We start from the raw sequence: 18449 nt of genomic DNA, 5'->3' as shown, positions 1-18449 counted from the left end.
CAACCTGTATGGGCGTTAACGTAGCCCCTCTTTACACACAGGCTAACAAGGATTTTTATGAAACTCTGGCTTTCGGGTATGGCGTTGCTGCTGGCATCCACTACCGTGTGGGCAGGGAACTACCGCATCGTTCAATCGCCGTCCCAAAAGCTGGACGTGTGGATAGACAACATCAAAAGCAATGCCCCGCAAAGCTGGTGCGGAAGCGATCTTCCGGTTCGAATTGTGGCAAACGGGGATAAAAACCCCCTTATTTTGAAAACGTTCATGCCTCGCCTCGGCGCGCTTCTGGAAAACCAGTGCAGCGAGATTGAGCGCGTCAACTGGCAGCTTGAAGATCCCGAGGGGGCTTCCCTCGCTCGCGGGTCTGCCACCAAAACCAGCGACTGGGGAGTAACTATCGAGTCCCCGCTTTCTTCGGTAGCGACCCGTAATGAGCGCCCGGAAGATCTTTCCACGCCTCTCGACCGCACGCCGTGGCTGGAATTTACCCTACAGGATGGCTGCCACTTGCGCACATTCTGGCAGGGCGATGCCTCCAGCAGTTCCCTGTTTATTCCGGGTAAAGAGAATGGCAAATGTGAAAAAGGCGGCTGGCTGAACGGCACCAGCGAAGTGGTGCAGCGCGGCGTCGGCGGCGAAAAGCGCATTATGATGACGTTTGTCCACGGTTTCCCGGTCAACGGATTGAACCCCTCCGCTGACGCCGACAGCCTGCTTATCACCAGCGTGAACAATGAGCGCATGGTCGTCAGCAGTGAACAGGCACCGCAAAGCTGGCTTATTTTGCCTTACCACCCTGAAATTAACGGCTGGAAAGCCAGCGGCACCGTTGCCGTGGAAGTGTCTCGCGACATGGCATTAGATGAACAGCGTCTCCAGACACGGCTCAACGAGGTGCGTAAGCTCTGGTCCGGCTGGGTGACGCCGGGCACGGCCATTACGTTGTTGCTGGTCGAGTCCCTGCACCCGCAGCTGCGCGACCCGGCCGCGGGTGCCTGGCGAGCCCAAAAATAAATCCGCCGCATGTTGCATGACTACGCGCAGAGAACATCATGATAGATAACGATTTTATTCCAAAAGTGCCCAATGCTCTGCCGCCTGGCTACCGCTTTGACGAATTTGAAATTCAGGAAGCCATCGACGCCAGCATGACCAGTATTCTTTACCGGGCGTGGGATCATCAGCTCGAGCGTCTGGTCGCTATCCGTGAATACATGCCTAAAGCTTACGTCATGCGCAATGACGTGATGGAGCTGGTGCTGCACAGCGAGCGCGATCACCTGGTCTACACCACAGGTCTGAACGGCTTTATGCAGGAAGCGCGTCAGCTGGCGCACTTTAATCACCCGAACCTGCCTCAGGTGTTGCGTATCTGGAGCGACAATAATACCGCTTACGTCGTGACGCTGTTTTATAGCGGCATTACGCTGGATGAACTGCAAAAGCAGCAGCCGTCGCCGATCGATGAAACGTGGATCCGCCGGATGCTGCCAATGCTTTGCGGCGCGCTGGCAACGCTTCACGCGGCCGAACATCTGCACCGCAACCTGTCGCTGAAAAGCATTCAAATTCAGGATAACGGGCTGCCCATCCTGCTTAATACCGGCGCGCCACGCCGGGGACAAGGCTCACTGGATGAAGGCAATACCCTGCTTCACCCCGGATTTGCACCGCTGGAACAGTACAGCGGAGACCTGGCAAGCCAGCTGGGGCCGTGGACAGATATTTACGCCCTCGGAGCCGTGCTTTATACGCTGATTACCGGCAATGCACCGCCTGCCAGCGTCGCCCGCAGTATTCAGGACAGCTGTATCCAGCTCGCGGAAAACCAGCCCGAGGGCTATTCCTTGAATATACTGCAGGCGGTTGATAAAGCGCTGTCGCTGAAGCCGGAAGATCGCCCCCAATCCATTGACGCTTTTGCGGCCCTGCTGAATATCCAGCCAGACGACGTGCGTGAACTGATCGGTAATAAAAAAACGGGTACCGCACTGGTGCCGGTAGAAGATCCAGAGAACACGGCGACGAGTCCGCTCTGGAAGCGCTATCAACCTGCCCTGCAAATTGGCGCGGGCGCCGTCGCGGGCCTGATTGTTGGCGCGGTACTTTTTGGCCGGGGAAGCCCTTCAGTGAGCTCGCCGGAATCTGCTCCCGCACCGCTTGCAGCTAATCAAAGCCCGACGCAGGCAAGCGCGGCCCCTGCAGCCTCCGCGGCTGAAAGTACGCTTGCCCGAGTGTATGTTCGAATGAACGACGGCGAACAGCTGGCGGTCAACGGCAAAGCGCAAAAGCTGACGCCCGCTGCCAACGGTTTTACGTCGCTTCAGCTCCCCGCCGGGAAATATTTGTTGGCACTGAGCGGCGGCGAAACGCCCCGCAAGCAAACTATTGTGGTAACGAATTCCGGCACCTGGCTGGTAAACCCGCAGGGGTGATTACAGACTTAACGAATACTTCAGCCCCGTTCTACGGGGCTTTTTTATGAGGTAAAAAATCCGGTTTTTCTCTTTTTATCTTCAACGGCGCTCGAAATTCGGAAAATTCAACTAAGGTTTTCAGGGAGTTGATCGCAACGTAGCGTGTTGCGTCCCGTCGATGGAGAAGGAATGATGATAAAACCCGTTTTGCGCCGGCCTTATGCGCTTTGCTTTGCGGCCCAAATGGCCGCTGCCGGTGCCGTATTTGGCCTTACGCCGCTTGCTTCGTTTGCAGCCCAGGAAACCGAATCCCCACGCCCGCCCGAGCCTCAATCGCCCGACGAGCTTTTTGGGCCTTTGTTTATTGATGTCCAGACCGCGAAGCTGTTCCCCGACCAGAAAACCTTTGCGGATGCCGTGCCCAAGGGCGATCCGCTGATGATCCTTGCCGATTATCGTATGCAGCGCCGGCTCTCGGGGTTCGACTTACGCCATTTTGTTGATGTGAACTTTATCCTGCCGAAGGAAGAAAAAAAGTCTGTGCCACAGGAAGGAGAAAGCCTGCGGGAGCATATCAACGGGCTCTGGCCTGAACTGACCCGTTCCGCGAACAGCGACAACAAATGGGACCCGCTTCTCCCGCTACCAAAACCTTACGTTGTGTCCGGCGGGCGCTTCCACGAGCTTTACTATTGGGACAGTTACTTCACCCTGCTGGGGCTGGCGGAGAGTGGGCGCTGGGATGACGTGCAAAATATGGTGGACAACTTCGCCCACGAAATCGATACCTGGGGCTACATTCCCAACGGGAACCGCAGCTACTACCTGGGCCGTTCACAGCCGCCGTTTTTCGCCATGATGGTTGAACTGCTGGCGCAGAATAAAGGCGATAGCGTTTACACAGCCTATCTGCCGCAGCTGAAGCAGGAGTACAGCTGGTGGATGGACGGCAGCGACGCCCTCAAACCGGGCGAAGCCCATGCCCGCGTGGTGAAACTCAAAAATGGTGCCCTGCTCAACCGTTACTGGGATGAGAAAGACACGCCGCGAACCGAGTCTTACCTGGACGACGTCACCACTGCGAAAAATACGCCGTCGCGTGCAGCCACGGATATTTATCGTGACCTGCGAGCCGCCGCCGCTTCCGGCTGGGACTTCAGCTCCCGCTGGATGGATAATCCAGCCCAACTGGGCACCATCCGTACCACAAGCATTGTGCCCGTGGACCTTAATGCGCTGCTCTATCAGCTTGAAAAAACGTTGGCTCACGCCAGCGAGCTGGCAAAAGATAGCGACGCAGCACAGCGCTATAAGCAGGCCGCTGACGATCGACAGAAAGCAATTGAACAAAACCTGTGGAACGCCAAAGAAGGCTGGTACGCGGATTACGACCTGAAAAGCCACACGGTTCGAAACCAGCTAACCGCCGCCGCCCTGTTCCCACTGTACGTTCATGCGGCGGCGCAGGACAGAGCGGACAAGATGGCGAAGGCCACCCGTCAGCATCTGCTCAGCGCGGGCGGACTTGCCACGACCAGCGTAAAAACCAGCCAGCAATGGGATGCCCCCAACGGCTGGGCGCCGCTGCAGTGGGTGGCCACCGAAGGTCTGCAAAATTACGGGCATAAAGATCTCGCGCTGGAAGTCAGCTTCCGCTTCCTGAGTACGGTGCAGAACCTCTTCAACAAAGAGCAAAAGCTGGTTGAAAAATACGATGTGACAGCCGGAGGTGCGGGCGGTGGAGGCGGTGAATATCCACTTCAGGATGGCTTCGGCTGGACCAACGGCGTCGCGCTGAAAATGCTGGATATGCTCTGTGCAAAAGAAAAACCCTGCGACAATGCACCGGATAAGTTGCCTTCGGCCACGCCCGGCCCGGTGACGGAAACCACCAAATCGGCTGCAGATAAAACGGAGCCATCGTCTGCTTCAAGCCAGCCAGCGCCGTAACCTGACCGCACTGACCACGGCGTGATTGCCGCTTAATCATTTCATTTAAAACAATAAGCCCATGAAATCATCATTGATTTCATGGGCTTTTATGCATTAAAAATCATCGCACGCCTTGCACTTGATAATAATAACGATAACAATTCTCATTCGAAGCCGCATTTAAAAACCGCGTTTTCCCGTCGCATGCCGGCGGAGGACTTCCATCAGGATGATGATCTCAATACTTCCGGATCGAAAAAATGATAAAGCTTTTTACCATCAAGCGTTCCGCCTTACTCTGCACGCTGGCGCTCATCGCCCCTTTTTCTTCATCGGCTGAAGAAACTCTGGTTGTCACCGCTAAACCTGCCGATACCGCGACCTCTCCTACGCTGGGCTACACCGCCACCACAACCCGTGGCGCGACCAAAACCGACGCGCCGTTGATCACCACCGGGCAAAGCATTTCCGTCGTGACGCGTCAGCAAATGGAAGACCAGAGCGCGCAAACCATTAATAGCGCGCTGAACTATACCCCCGGCGTGTTCACCGGTTTCTCCGGCGGCGCCACCCGCTACGACACCGTCGCGTTAAGAGGATTTCATGGCGGCGACGTGAATAACATTTTCCTTGATGGCCTGCGGCTGATGAGCGATGCGGGTAGCTTTAACGTGGTCCAGGTCGACCCCTGGTTCCTGGAACGCCTTGACGTCATCAAAGGCCCGTCTTCCGCACTTTACGGCCAGACTGTTCCGGGTGGCCTGGTGATGGAAACGTCTAAACGCCCGCAGTTTGTCGAAGAAGGCCACGTGCGGGCGATATACGGCAACCACAACACCAACGGCACGGCGTTTGATTACACTAACGCGATTAATGACCAGTGGGCCTTCCGTATCACCGGCCTGACCAAAAATAGTGATACGCAGTATGACAACACGCGTGACGAACGTTACGCTATTTCGCCGTCCCTGCTTTGGCAGCCGGATGATGCAACGTCTCTGGTACTAAGAGCCTACCTGGAAAAAGATCCGTCCGGGGGCTACCACGGTTCTGTTCCGGGCGACGGCAGCCTTTACACCACCACGGGACGCAAGCTGGATACTGGCTTTTCTGACGTACAACCGGGCGATGACGCCTTTAAGCGCCACCAGCAGATCTACAGCTACGAGTTTGCTCACGCCTTCGATGAAGTCTGGTCTTTCCGCTCAAACGCCAGCTATACCCACTCAAACGTAGCGCTACGCCAGGCCTATCAAATTGGCTGGGCAGATACCGCGCATAACGAACTGTCGCGCTACTACAGCCGTGAAAACTCCTCGCTGGATGCCTGGGCCATCGACAATCAGTTAAAAGCCGACTTCGCGACCGGCGATCTGCAGCATAAAGTGGTGCTCGGCGGGGAATATCACCGGTTCACCAACGATCTGACCGACGGAACGGGCTACACCACCAACCAGAACCCATGGACCGGCGTTTCTGGTGGCGTTGGCGGTTACTATTATTACGATCCACGTGACCCAAGCTACGCGACAATTAATCAGGGGCTTTTGGTTAAATCAGGCCGCCGCCAGTATGAGCAAACCGGGGCTTATCTGCAGGATGAGATGAAGTGGGACCGCTGGCATATGACGCTGTCTGGTCGCTACGATCATCTGGTGACTAAAAGCCATCTGGTGGCAACGGCGATCGACAGTGACGTAACGGACAACCGCAGCGACAACCACTTTAGCGGCCGCGCATCTCTGCTGTACGCCTTTGATAACGGTATTTCGCCGTATGTGAGCTACAGCCAGGCCGTCACACCGCAGGTACTTTCCGATGCCGAAGGCAAGCTGCTGAAACCCACAACCGCAGAACAGTACGAGGCCGGGATTAAATACCAGCCTGTGGGAACCAGCGATCTGTATAGCGCCGCCGTTTACGATTTGACCCAAAAAGATGTGGGGAACCGTAACGTGCAGGGGGGATATTTTGAACCGGCAGGCAAAGTGCATTCGCAAGGACTTGAGCTGGAAGCCCGCACTCAGTTGACACCACGCCTGTCAACCATCGCTGGCTATACCCTTAACCGGGTGCGCTATAAAGATGCCATCGACGGTAATGACGACAACACGCCGTACGTCACGCCAAATCAAATGGCGAGCCTGTGGAGCACGTTCAAAGCCGATTATGGCCTGAGCCTGGGCGCAGGGATTCGCTACATCGGCAAACAATGGGCCGACAACGAAAATACCCTGCGTGTTCCTTCCGTAACGCTGCTGGATGCCATGGTTCGGGCAGACATGGGCGCATGGACACCGTCGCTGAAAGGCGCGTTTGTGCAGCTCAATGCCACCAACCTGACGGGCCGTGACTATGTGGCGGGCTGCTACGGGACGGGCTATTGCTATTGGGGCGCGGAACGTTCGATCATTGCGACCGTGGGCTACGATTTCTAAACTTATATAGAAAGCTAAACGTAAAAACGGCCCTGAAGGGCCGTTTTTACGTAATGAATGACTTTCTACCGTCGTACCATCCTGAAAATAGCCAGCACAATAATGGCACCAATCACCGCCACAAAGAAACTTGGCCAGTTAAAACCGGTTACCGGTCCGCCAAGGTGCAATGCCGTCGCCACCCAACCGCCGACAACCGCGCCCACGATCCCCAGAATACAGGTGAGGATAATACCGCCGCCGTCTTTGCCAGGCATAATCCACTTAGCTACCACACCCGCGATAAGACCAAAAATAATCCAGGCCAGGATACCCATTTTAGAACGTCCTCTTCTACATTGTGAGCTTTAGCAGGCTCGCCCGAGGCTGTCTGCGCCCCGGCCAGCGACCTGCTGTCAAAAAGAGTATAGTTCGGTTGCAAAAAAACGTGATGAATCTCACCTGGTTATGCGCATTTTCAGGAAAAAATAGTCAAAAATTTGTATTAAGTTTTGTGCGGTTTTGCCGATAAGCTTCGTTACCACAACCTGAAAACACAACAAGGACTTGAGCCTTGAGTCACTATAACGATCAGTTCCTGAAGCAGTCTCCTCTGGCAGTATTAGGTGTGTTACGTGATTTACACAGACAGCAGGTTCCCGTCAGGCTGGAATGGTCTAACGGGCAGTTCATCAGCAAAATTCTCGATGTCTCGGCGGAGCGTTTAGTGCTGGACTTTGGCAGCCAGGCGCAGGAAAACCTTTCCGTGCAGAAGGCCAACGATATTGATTTCATCGCTGAAACGCAGGGGGCAAAAGTCGAATTCTCTCTGCCGGGCCTTAAAGCGACGGAATATCAAAATCTCCCGGCGTTTACCACGCCGCTGCCGCCATCGCTGTGGTTCGTTCAGCGCCGGGAATATTTCCGCATTACCGCGCCTACGCAGCCCCAGTATTATTGCCGTACCGAACTTGCCGACGGTTCTCAGTTTGCCTTCCGGCTCTGCGACCTGTCTCTTGGTGGAATGGGCGCCCTGGTGGACGGCACGTTACCGCCGGGCCTTGCACCCGGGCTGCGTTTTGGCCGCGTAGAGATGGATCTCGTGGAATGGGGCAAGTTTTACTTTGATATGCAGCTGGTGATGGTTTCAGAGCGAAAAGTCGTGGACAGTAAAAACGAGACCATTTCTACTCCGCGCCTGAGTTTTCGTTTCTTAAACGTCAACCCGGCGGTCGAGCGCGAACTGCAAAAGATTATTTTCTCGCTGGAGCGGTCGGCCCGGGAAAAGGCCAACCGCGTGAAATAGCTTAAATGGCGTTCATGGCCCGCGTGACCTTATACAGGTAGCGCGGTGCCTGCGGCGCAGGATGGTTGGTCGCTACATGCTGATAAAATTCATCCGGGCTCAGGCGGTTAATTTTGTCGATTGCGGTCTGCCTGTCGGAATCAAAGGTTCTTAGTAACGCCCCCGCCCCGTTCACGTAAGAAACAATCAGCGCGTACTGCATCACCTGCGGGTCGTTGATTCCCCGCAAAATGCCGTGTTCCAGAATACTCAGATAAGCCGTACCGATGTCGATATTACGCGCCGGCTCTCTCAGTTCACTGTCCGAAGGCTGCCCTCTGAAGCCCTGATTGCGATACACCTCTTTGCCCGCCGTGGAGCCTTTGATCTGCATCAGGCCGATAGCATTAGAGGCGCTAACCAGCTGCGGATTGCCGCCCGACTCTACCGCAATAATTGCCGTTATCAGTCTCGGACTAACGCCCCATTGCTGGCCGGAGAGTTCGGTCAGCGGCATCCAGTTCAGCGCCCGCTGGGTGGGGATCGTCGGATCCCACGGTGCCTGCTGCTGCGGAGAATGGCTGGAGCAACCGGCCAAAAATAGCACCAGAATGATAAACCCTCTTAATTTCACGCCTCTATCCTTATTGCTGTGGCCGGCCATAACGGCGATGACAAGCGCTCTCGATAGCGGCATGATAACCAATTCATATTCAGCAAGGAAATGCCATGTCTCTGATTCATTTAATCGCCCCGTCCGGCTACTGCATTAATCAACAGGCCGCCGCCAGGGGCATTCGTCGGCTGGAAGAGAACGGGCATCAGGTCGTCAATCAGCAGGCAGTGACCCGGCGTTTTCAGCGTTTTGCCGGCACGGACAGTGAGCGACTGGCTGAACTTAATCAGCTGGCGGCGCTGCCGTCGGAAACGGACATCGTGCTGGCCGTGCGCGGGGGTTACGGCGTGAGCCGCCTGCTTGAACACATTGATTTTTCACGTCTTGGGGCTTTGCTTCGCGCCCGCCCTCAAATTATTTGCGGTCACAGCGACTTCACCGCTTTCCAGATGGCCCTGCTGGCACAGTGCGGAGTCATCACCTTCAGTGGCCCGATGCTGGCCGGAAATTTTGGTGCCGAAGATATGGATGAATATACCTGGCGCCACTTCTGGCAGGCGCTCAGCGAACCGACGTTCACGCTAAGTTGGGAAAACGATGCGCCCGCGATGCAGGCCAGCGGCACGGTTTGGGGCGGCAATCTCGCGATGCTAATCTCCCTGGTCGGCACGCCGTTTTTGCCGCCAATAGACGGCGGTATTTTGGTTGTGGAGGACATCAACGAACATCCCTTCCGCGTTGAGCGCATGCTGCTGCAGCTTTACCATGCGGGCATTCTGTCACGCCAGAAAGCGATTATTTTAGGCAGTTTTAACGGTACAACCGCAACGGACTACGATGCAGGATATACTTTTGAGGTAATGCGTAAAACGCTGCAACAGCGCCTGAACGTGCCTGTCCTTTCCGGCCTGCCTTTTGGACATGAACCACAAACCGTGACGCTGCCGCTCGGTGCGTTTGGCGAGCTGGCCCACGACGGCGTTACCTCCCGACTGACGTTAAGTGGGCACCCGGTACTTCGCTAAAGAAGCCCGGTTTAAGCGCCCTTTTTGAGCGTTTGGGTAACAGATGACATGTTACAATTCGACAACATAGACAAAGGAGACGAATGATTTTGGACGCAGGGGCGATTGTCAGTTTGTTTATTTTGGGTTCCGTTCTGGTAACTTGCAGTATCTTATTAAGTTCTTTCTCCTCTCGTCTGGGCATTCCCATTCTGGTTATCTTTCTGGCTATCGGCATGCTGGCCGGGATCGATGGCCTTGGCGGTATCCCGTTTGATAATTATCCCTTTGCCTACCTGATCAGTAACCTGGCGCTGGCGGTGATCCTGCTTGACGGCGGGATGCGAACCCAGGCGAGTTCGTTTCGCGTTGCGCTGGGCCCCGCGCTCTCGCTGGCAACCGTTGGGGTATTAATTACCTCCGGGCTGACCGGGATTGCCGCCGCCTGGCTGTTCAACCTGAACCTGATTGACGGCCTGCTTATCGGTGCCATTGTCGGCTCCACCGACGCCGCCGCGGTCTTTTCCCTGCTCGGTGGGAAAGGCCTGAACGAACGCGTAGGCGCGACGCTTGAAATTGAATCGGGCAGCAATGACCCGATGGCGGTGTTTCTCACCATCACGCTGATTGAGATGATCCAGCAGCACCAGACCGGCCTGAGCTGGCTGTTCCTCGTACACATCATTCAGCAATTTGGCCTGGGGATTTTGCTTGGTCTCGGCGGCGGCTATCTGCTGCTGCAAATGATTAACCGGATAACCTTACCCCACGGGCTTTACCCGATGCTGGCCCTGAGCGGCGGGATTATGGTATTTGGCGTCACGACGGCGCTGGACGGCAGCGGTATTCTGGCGGTTTATCTGTGCGGCTTTGTGATGGGCAACCGCCCGATTCGCAACCGTTTCGGGATCCTGCAAACCTTCGACGGCCTGGCCTGGATGGCGCAAATCGGCATGTTCCTGGTGCTGGGTTTACTGGTAAACCCGTCCGATCTGCTGCCGATTGCAGTACCTGCTCTCCTGCTTTCCGCGTGGATGATCTTCTTTGCTCGTCCGCTGTCAATTTTTGCCGGTCTGCTGCCATTCCGCGGTTTTAATCTGCGCGAGCGCGTATTTATCAGCTGGGTTGGGCTGCGAGGTGCAGTGCCGATCATCCTGGCGGTGTTCCCGATGATGGCCGGGCTCGATAACGCCCGCCTGTTTTTCAACGTGGCCTTCTTTGTGGTGCTGGTGTCTCTGCTGCTCCAGGGCACGTCGCTGGGCTGGGCCGCCAAAAAAGCCAAAGTCGTCGTGCCGCCAGTAGGCTGGCCCGTTTCGCGCGTGGGTCTGGATATTCATCCTGACAATCCGTGGGAACAGTTTGTCTACCAGCTAAGCGAAGAGAAATGGTGCGTGGGCGCCGCCCTTCGTGACCTGCATATGCCAGAAGAAACGCGCATTGCCGCGCTGTTCCGCAATAACGTACTGCTTCACCCAACGGGCAGCACTCGCCTGCGAGAAGGCGATGTGCTTTGCGTTATTGGCCGGGAACGCGATCTTCCCGCGCTGGGGAAACTGTTTAGCCAGTCGCCGCCGGTGGATTTGGATCAGCGTTTCTTTGGCGACTTTATTCTGGAAGCCAGCGCCCAGTTCTCCGACGTGGCGACCATTTACGGCCTGACGCTGGATGAAGAAGTGGATACTCAGCAATCGTTAGGTGATTTTGTGCTGGGGATGCTTGGCGGCGCGCCGGTGGTTGGCGACCAGGTGGAGTTTGCCGGAATGATTTGGACGGTGGCCGAGAAAGAGGACAATCTGGTGCGTAAGATTGGTGTCCGGGTGGCCGAGGAAGAAGAGGAGTAGTTTCCCCTCACCCCGGCCCTCTCCCCAAAGGGGCGAGGGGGAAAACAAATGGCGTTAACATAGCTTATCCCCTCTCCCTGCCCGGGAGGAGGGATCAGAAGCAGAAACGTTAACTCACCACCACCGGCACTCTCGGCGCTAACGCACACATGAGCTCATAGCCAACCGTGCCTGCAGCGCTGGCGACATCGTCAATTTTGACGTTTTTGCCCCACAGCTCAACCGGGCTGCCGATACCCGCCTGCGGGCAAGGCGTCAGGTCTACAGCGATCATATCCATTGATACTTTGCCCACCAGGCTGGTCATGACGCCATCCACCATGACCGGCGTGCCATCCGCCGCAATACGTGGGTAGCCGTCCGCATAGCCACCAGCCACAATCCCGATTCGCTGCTCGCCGCTGGCGGTGTAGCGGCTGCCGTAGCCCACGGTATCGCCTGCCTTCAGGTTCTGAATGCCGATAATTTCGCTGCTCAACGTCATTACCGGCTGAAGGCCGCTGGTGGCGATATCCTGCCATTGCCCGCTCGGAGAGGCACCATAAAGGATTATCCCCGGGCGAACCCAGTCAAAATGCGCTTCCGGGTGCCACAGCGTAGCCGCCGAGTTTGACAGCGAGCGAGGGGCATCAATCCCCTCCGCCGCCTGCTCAATGCGCTTCATCGGCTCAGTAATGCCTTCTGGCTGCTCGGCATCGGCAAAATGCGCCATCAGGGTTAGTTCGCCCACATTCGGAATAGAACGAAGTTTTTGCCAGATGCCGTGCACGCGATCGGGCGTAAACCCGAGACGATTCATCCCGCTGTTGATTTTGAGATAAACATCCAGCGGCGCGCTCAGCTTCGCGTTGGCTATCGCCTTCACCTGCCAGTTGCTGTGCAGGCTGGTGGTCAGCCGGTATTTGTCGAACAGCGCCAGCTCATCGGCATGGAAGAACCCTTCCAGCATCAGGATCGGCCCTTTCCAGCCGCGCTCACGCAGCAAAATGGCCTCTTCGAGATTCAGCATGGCAAAACCATCGGTCGCGCCTAACGCCGACCAGATACGGTCGAGACCGTGGCCATATGCGTTGGCCTTAACGACCGACCAGACACGCGAACGCGGGGCGGCTCTGCGCACCACTTCAAGATTATTGCGCAGCGCGCTGAGATCCAGCGTCGCTACCACAGGACGGGACATTACGGCTCCTTTTAGTTATGTGCGCCATGAAGATGACGGGCGCTCAGTGGCGTAAAGCCAGGCGCGTAGCGTGCGATGCCTAAATCCTCGCTTGGGATAGCCGGAGTACGCCCGGAGATCAGGTCGCTCAGCATCTGGCCCGAACCGCATGCCATTGTCCAGCCTAGCGTGCCGTGTCCGGTATTAAGCCAGAGATTCTTGAACGGCGTACGCCCTACAATTGGCGTCCCGTCCGGCGTCATCGGACGCAGCCCGGTCCAGAACGTTGCCTGCTCGACGTGCCCGCCGCGCGGATAGAGATCCCTGACGACCATTTCCAGCGTTTCACGGCGCGGCTGCAGCAGTTCAGTGTTAAAACCGACGATTTCTGCCATGCCTCCCACGCGGATGCGGTTGTCAAAGCGAGTAATAGCGATCTTGTAGGTCTCATCCAGAATGGTTGAAACCGGCGCGCCCTGTTCGTCGGCAATAGGAATTGTCAGGGAGTAACCTTTCAAAGGATAGACAGGAATATCGGCGATGCCCTTGAGCAGGCCGGTGGAATAGGACCCGAATGCCACGACGTAGGCATCCCCCTTCACCACTTCCTGGCCGCACTGTACGCCGCTGATTTGCTGGTTGTCGTAAAGCAGACGATCAACCGGCGTATTGAAGCGAAACTCAACGCCGGATTCCGCCGCCATCCGCGCCAGGTTTTGGGTAAACAGCTGGCAGTCACCGGTTTCATCGTTCGGTAAACGCAGGCCGCCGGTCAGCTTGTGGGCTACATCCGCCAGCGCGGGTTCAACGCGGTTAAGCTGGCTGGCTTCCAGCAGCTCATACGGCACGCCTGCGTCTTTCAAGACGGCGATGTCTTTAGCCGCGCTTTCATACTGCTGCTCGGTGCGGAACAGCTGCAGCGTCCCGCCCTGCCGGCCTTCATACTGGATGCCTGTGGCGTGGCGCAATTCTTTCAGGCAATCACGGCTGTACTCCGCCAGGCGTACCATGCGGCCTTTATTTTCCATGTAATGGCGGGTATCGCAGTTGCGCAGCATCTGCCACATCCACTTCAGCTGGAACTGGGTTCCGTCGAGGCTGATGGCCAGCGGAGCATGGCGCTGGAACATCCACTTAATGGCTTTTAACGGGACGCCCGGTGCCGCCCACGGAGCAGCATACCCCGGAGAGATCTGCCCGGCGTTGGCCGCGCTGGTTTCCTGCGCCGGCCCTGATTCGCGATCGATGACGGTGACTTCATGCCCGGCCTGACGTAAATACCAGGCGCTCGCCACGCCGACGACACCACTTCCCAGCACCACAACACGCATATCTGCTCCGCAATTAGCTAAAAGAATAATCTTCTGATTACATATTGATAACTCAGTTGAATATGTTATTCAACATATGGCTTTATTATGGTGACTAAACTCACAAACCTGCCCGCCAGTGCTGGAACGGGATAATTAGCATCTCCTGTACGGGAAAACATTTTCGTCAAAATAAAATGCTGAGTGACGCGCTAAAAGCCCGCTATTGAGATCAATAAATCGCGAAGAAAAAATTTTACTTGTCGGCGCTATCTTTCAGGAGTTGTCTATTCTTGAGAGTGAGGCTTTCCATCCAGAGAAAGTCGAAAACAATGAGGGCGCGCTGATGGCTAACGTAACTGATTTCGCCACAAAGGATCCCACCCGTCTGAGTGACGGACCCGACTGGACGTTTGAGCTACTGGACATTTACCTGGCCGAGATTGACCGGGTAGCAAAGCTCTACCGCCTGGACACCTATCCCCACCAGATTGAAGTCATTACCTCAGAGCAGATGATGGACGCGTATTCCAGCGTCGGGATGCCGATTAACTATCCGCACTGGTCTTTTGGCAAAAAATTCATCGAAACCGAGCGCCTGTACAAGCACGGGCAGCAAGGGCTGGCGTATGAGATCGTCATCAACTCTAACCCCTGCATTGCCTATTTGATGGAAGAGAACACCATCACCATGCAGGCGTTGGTGATTGCGCATGCCTGTTACGGGCACAACTCTTTCTTTAAAAACAACTACCTGTTCCGCAGTTGGACAGATGCCAGCTCGATAATCGACTACCTGATTTTCGCCAAGAATTACATTACGCAGTGTGAAGAGCGCTACGGGGTTGATGAGGTGGAGCGCCTGCTGGACTCCTGCCACGCGCTGATGAATTACGGCGTGGACCGCTATAAACGCCCGCAGAAGATATCCCTGCAGGAGGAGAAAGCGCGCCAGAAAAGCCGGGAAGAGTATCTGCAAAGCCAGGTGAATACGCTCTGGCGCACGCTGCCGCGTAAGGAAGAGGAAAAAACCGCAGAATCCGCCCACCGCTTCCCTTCGGAGCCACAGGAGAATCTGCTGTATTTTATGGAGAAGAATGCCCCGCTGCTGGAGCCATGGCAGCGTGAGATCCTGCGTATTGTGCGCAAGGTGAGCCAGTATTTTTATCCGCAAAAACAGACCCAGGTCATGAACGAGGGCTGGGCCACCTTCTGGCACTACACCATTCTCAATCACCTGTATGACGAGGGCAAAGTCAGCGACCGCTTTATGCTGGAGTTTTTGCACAGCCATACCAATGTGGTGTTCCAGCCGCCCTATAACAGCCCGTGGTACAACGGCATTAACCCCTACGCGCTGGGGTTCGCCATGTTCCAGGACATCAAACGTATTTGCCAGTCGCCGACCGAAGAAGACCGCTACTGGTTCCCGGATATTGCCGGCAAAGACTGGCTGGAAACGCTGCATTTCGCCATGCGTGACTTCAAGGACGAAAGCTTTATCAGCCAGTTCCTGTCGCCTAAGCTGATGCGCGACTTCCGCCTGTTCACCGTGCTGGACGATGACCGCAATAATTACCTGGAAATTTCGGCCATCCACAACGAAGAGGGATACAGGGAAATACGTTCCCAGCTGTCGGCCCAGTACAACCTGAGCAACCTCGAGCCGAATATTCAGGTTTGGGATGTAGATTTGCGCGGGGATCGTTCGCTAACGCTGCGCTACATCCCGCACAACCGCGCCCCGCTGGATAAAGGGCGTAGAGAAGTGCTCAAGCATGTGCATCGCCTGTGGGGCTTTGACGTCGTGCTGGAGCAGCAAAATGCGGATGGTAGCGTGGAACTGCTGGAGCGCTGCCCGCAGCGAAACCCGCTGTAAGAGTGAAAAAAAACGCTTCCCTCGGGAAGCGTTTTTTATGCTGGCCTAGCGACTGTGCATTGCCAAATCGCCAGGCAGGTTTTTCTGCATACGGTGCCAAATCTCGCCGCTCTCGCGACCGTAGTTACGCACGGTATCAAAGACCTGCTCGTGAAGCCCCTGCTGGCAGATTTCTGCCAGGCGGTGGTAGAAGCCCAGCGCCAGGCTACGGGCTTCAGGATTGGAGAAGTAGTGACGCCCGATGCGGGTGTACAGTCCTTTCATCCCGTTCAGGATCAGCCCATAAATTGGATTACCAGACGCAAACGCCAGGCCGCGGAAAATGTTGTAATCCAGCTCGGCAAAAGCGTCCGCGTGGTCTTCAACTTTGCTAGCCGTGGCCAGCACTTCCTGCGCTTTATCAGGATACTGACGAATCGCCGTACGAATAAATATCGTGGAGATATTGGTTCGCACCGAAAGCAGATTATCAATCAGCTGCGGCACGCTGTCATGATCGAGACGAGCCAGCGTTTCCAGAATGTTTAAGCCTGAGGTTTCCCAGAAATTGTTCACCCGCGTTGGCTTCCCGTGCTGAATTGTCAGCCAGCCGTCGCGTGCAAGACGCTGAAGCACTTCACGTAAAGTGGTACGCGTAACGCCAATCAGTTCTGAAAGTTCACGCTCTGCCGGCAGAATAGAACCCGGCGGAAAACGGCTGTTCCAGATACTTTCTATAATATACTCTTCCGCGAAACCCGCTGGGCTCTGCGCCTTAATGACCATAGTAAGATTTCCATTACTCAGGTTTTGCAAATTGGACTCATCATACCAGATGCCATGCGCGCCAGATAGCGGGTGCGACGCGCAAATGCGGGATCGGCGTTGAATTTTGACGATAAACGCCTTAACTCAGGATTTCCTTCGGCTTGATCGCGTGCGCCATAAACGAGTACCCTGAAGCGTTATCTTTTTAAACATCAACATAATACAACGGATAATGGTAACTATACGATGGAAATGTCCTTTGGGCGGGCGTTGTACCGCAATTTTCTGGGTCAATCACCTGACTGGTACAAACTGACGCTGCTTCTCTTTTTAGTGGTTAATCCGCTAGTCTTTTGGTTTGTCAGCCCATTTATCGCGGGATGGATGCTTGTAGTGGAGTTTATTTTCGCGCTGGCGATGGCGCTGAAATGCTACCCGCTGCTGCCGGGTGGCCTGCTGGCCATTGAGGCCGTGCTGGTCGGCATGACCAGCCCCGATCACGTTCGTGCTGAAATTGCCTCAAACCTCGAAGTGTTGCTGCTGCTGATGTTTATGGTGGCCGGGATTTATTTCATGAAGCAGCTCCTGTTGCTGCTCTTTACCCGCCTGCTGTTAGGGATCCGGTCTAAAGTTGCTCTGTCGCTGGCCTTCTGCGTCGCCGCCGCGTTTCTTTCCGCCTTCCTTGATGCCTTGACGGTCGTGGCCGTTGTCATTAGCGTCGCCGTGGGCTTCTACAGCATCTATCACCGCGTAGCATCTGAAGCACAGGATGACAGCAACGTGCAGGACGACAGCCATATTCGGAGCGACAGCCGCGAGGTGCTTGAGCAATTCCGCGCTTTCCTGCGCAGCCTGATGATGCACGCTGGCGTCGGTACCGCACTGGGCGGCGTAATGACCATGGTTGGCGAGCCGCAAAACCTGATTATTGCTAAAAACGCTGGCTGGCACTTCGGCGATTTCTTCCTGCGCATGATGCCAGTGACCGTGCCGGTGCTGATTTGTGGCCTGCTCACCTGCATTCTGCTGGAACGTTTTAAAGTGTTCGGGTACGGGCAAACGCTGCCGGAAAAAGTGCGTGGGATCCTGTATGACTTTGATGCTCAGAGCACCAAGAAGCGAACAAAGCAGGACCAGATGAAGCTGCTGATCCAGGCGCTGATTGGCGTCTGGCTGATTATCGCGCTGGCCTTCCATCTGGCAGAAGTTGGTCTGATTGGCCTGACGGTGATTATTCTGGCGACATCGCTGTGCGGGGTTACCGACGAGCATGCTATCGGCAAAGCCTTTACCGAAGCGCTGCCGTTTACCGCCCTGCTGACCGTTTTCTTCACTATCGTGGCGGTTATCATCGACCAGCATCTGTTCAGCCCGATAATTCAGTACGTGCTCGATGCCTCTCCGCATGCCCAGCTGTCGCTGTTTTATATCTTTAACGGCCTGCTATCCTCGATTTCCGACAACGTCTTTGTCGGTACTGTTTATATCAACGAGGCAAAAACCGCGTTGCAGAATGGCGCCATCAATATGCAGCAGTTCGAACTGCTGGCGGTGGCTATCAATACCGGTACAAACCTGCCTTCGGTGGCGACGCCAAACGGCCAGGCGGCGTTCCTGTTCCTGCTGACGTCGGCGCTGGCACCGCTGATTCGCCTCTCTTATGGCCGCATGGTTGTGATGGCGCTGCCCTACACGCTGGTGCTGACCCTTGTGGGTCTGCTGTGCGTGGAATATACCCTGGCGCCGGCTACACAATGGATGCTGGACAGCGGCTGGCTAGTAACGCCTGATACGTTGCTTGCACCGCACTAAGGCAATTTGACGGGAAGTCCGCTTCCC

13 protein-coding genes and 2 pseudogenes are annotated in these 18449 nt (G+C 55.7%); 9 read left to right on the top strand and 6 right to left on the bottom strand.

The window, feature by feature from the left end; all coding sequences use genetic code 11:
* Positions 1 to 57: 57 nt before the first annotated feature.
* The 4 genes from ACR6JA_RS04905 (at position 58) to ACR6JA_RS04890 (ending at position 6790) form a co-directional block, all read left to right on the top strand.
* Complete coding sequence (locus ACR6JA_RS04905; RefSeq protein WP_213716071.1) at positions 58 to 1017, top strand: hypothetical protein; 960 nt, start codon at positions 58 to 60, stop codon at positions 1015 to 1017.
* A 38-nt stretch (positions 1018 to 1055) separates the two neighbouring features.
* Positions 1056 to 2438, top strand: coding sequence for a serine/threonine protein kinase (locus ACR6JA_RS04900; protein WP_213716072.1), 1383 nt, complete (start codon positions 1056 to 1058; stop codon positions 2436 to 2438).
* Positions 2439 to 2612: 174 nt separating this feature from the next.
* Positions 2613 to 4370 (top strand): alpha,alpha-trehalase TreA, encoded by a 1758-nt coding sequence (gene treA / locus ACR6JA_RS04895; RefSeq protein WP_494493259.1) that lies wholly within the window; start codon positions 2613 to 2615, stop codon positions 4368 to 4370.
* Positions 4371 to 4612: 242 nt separating this feature from the next.
* Positions 4613 to 6790, top strand: coding sequence for a TonB-dependent siderophore receptor (locus ACR6JA_RS04890; RefSeq protein WP_494492976.1), 2178 nt, complete (start codon positions 4613 to 4615; stop codon positions 6788 to 6790).
* A 65-nt stretch (positions 6791 to 6855) separates the two neighbouring features.
* Here the strand turns inward: ACR6JA_RS04890 and ACR6JA_RS04885 are convergent, their stop codons facing one another.
* A complete protein-coding gene (locus ACR6JA_RS04885; RefSeq protein ID WP_008454104.1) occupies positions 6856 to 7107 on the bottom strand; it encodes a GlsB/YeaQ/YmgE family stress response membrane protein in 252 nt (83 codons plus the stop codon).
* Positions 7108 to 7343: 236 nt separating this feature from the next.
* On the opposite strand from ACR6JA_RS04885, the gene ycgR reads away from it, so the two are divergent.
* Positions 7344 to 8075, top strand: coding sequence for a flagellar brake protein YcgR (gene ycgR, locus ACR6JA_RS04880; RefSeq protein ID WP_273970554.1), 732 nt, complete (start codon positions 7344 to 7346; stop codon positions 8073 to 8075).
* A gap of 1 nt (position 8076) precedes the next feature.
* Here ycgR and emtA read toward each other — a convergent pair whose 3' ends face one another.
* Entirely contained in the window at positions 8077 to 8688 is a 612-nt protein-coding gene (emtA, locus tag ACR6JA_RS04875; protein WP_008454102.1) for a membrane-bound lytic murein transglycosylase EmtA, read from the bottom strand.
* 95 nt (positions 8689 to 8783) lie between these two features.
* Here emtA and ldcA point away from each other — a divergent pair, with 95 nt between their 5' ends.
* A complete protein-coding gene (ldcA, locus tag ACR6JA_RS04870) occupies positions 8784 to 9695 on the top strand; it encodes a muramoyltetrapeptide carboxypeptidase (protein ID WP_494492975.1) in 912 nt (303 codons plus the stop codon).
* An 83-nt stretch (positions 9696 to 9778) separates the two neighbouring features.
* A pseudogene (locus ACR6JA_RS04865) lies at positions 9779 to 11497 on the top strand (potassium/proton antiporter); the annotation flags it as partial.
* On the opposite strand, the pseudogene ACR6JA_RS04860 reads toward ACR6JA_RS04865, so the two are convergent.
* The 3 genes and pseudogenes from ACR6JA_RS04860 to ACR6JA_RS04850 form a co-directional block, all read right to left on the bottom strand.
* Positions 11447 to 11563, bottom strand: a pseudogene (locus ACR6JA_RS04860) (hypothetical protein); the annotation flags it as partial. The pseudogenes ACR6JA_RS04865 and ACR6JA_RS04860 overlap by 51 nt on opposite strands.
* Positions 11564 to 11624: 61 nt before the next feature.
* Positions 11625 to 12695 carry a catabolic alanine racemase DadX gene (gene dadX, locus ACR6JA_RS04855; protein WP_494492974.1) on the bottom strand — a complete coding sequence of 357 codons (1071 nt, stop codon included), beginning with the start codon at positions 12693 to 12695 and terminating at the stop codon, positions 11625 to 11627.
* Between the two features lie 11 nt (positions 12696 to 12706).
* Positions 12707 to 14005 carry a D-amino acid dehydrogenase gene (locus tag ACR6JA_RS04850; protein WP_213716079.1) on the bottom strand — a complete coding sequence of 433 codons (1299 nt, stop codon included), beginning with the start codon at positions 14003 to 14005 and terminating at the stop codon, positions 12707 to 12709.
* Positions 14006 to 14330: 325 nt separating this feature from the next.
* On the opposite strand from ACR6JA_RS04850, the gene ACR6JA_RS04845 reads away from it, so the two are divergent.
* Entirely contained in the window at positions 14331 to 15863 is a 1533-nt protein-coding gene (locus ACR6JA_RS04845) for a SpoVR family protein (protein WP_039306344.1), read from the top strand.
* 45 nt (positions 15864 to 15908) lie between these two features.
* On the opposite strand, the gene fadR is transcribed toward ACR6JA_RS04845, so the two are convergent.
* Entirely contained in the window at positions 15909 to 16628 is a 720-nt protein-coding gene (gene fadR / locus ACR6JA_RS04840; RefSeq protein ID WP_008454089.1) for a fatty acid metabolism transcriptional regulator FadR, read from the bottom strand.
* A gap of 228 nt (positions 16629 to 16856) precedes the next feature.
* Here fadR and nhaB point away from each other — a divergent pair, with 228 nt between their 5' ends.
* The gene (gene nhaB / locus ACR6JA_RS04835) at positions 16857 to 18422 is read left to right on the top strand and encodes a sodium/proton antiporter NhaB (RefSeq protein WP_494492973.1); all 1566 of its coding nucleotides are present in this window, start codon (positions 16857 to 16859) and stop codon (positions 18420 to 18422) included.
* Positions 18423 to 18449: the final 27 nt, after the last annotated feature.

The sequence above is a fragment of the Cedecea sp. B1(4) genome, assembly GCF_059414925.1.
The sequence above is the reverse complement of the archived record's forward strand: the minus strand, read 5'-3'. Positions and strand labels throughout refer to the sequence as shown.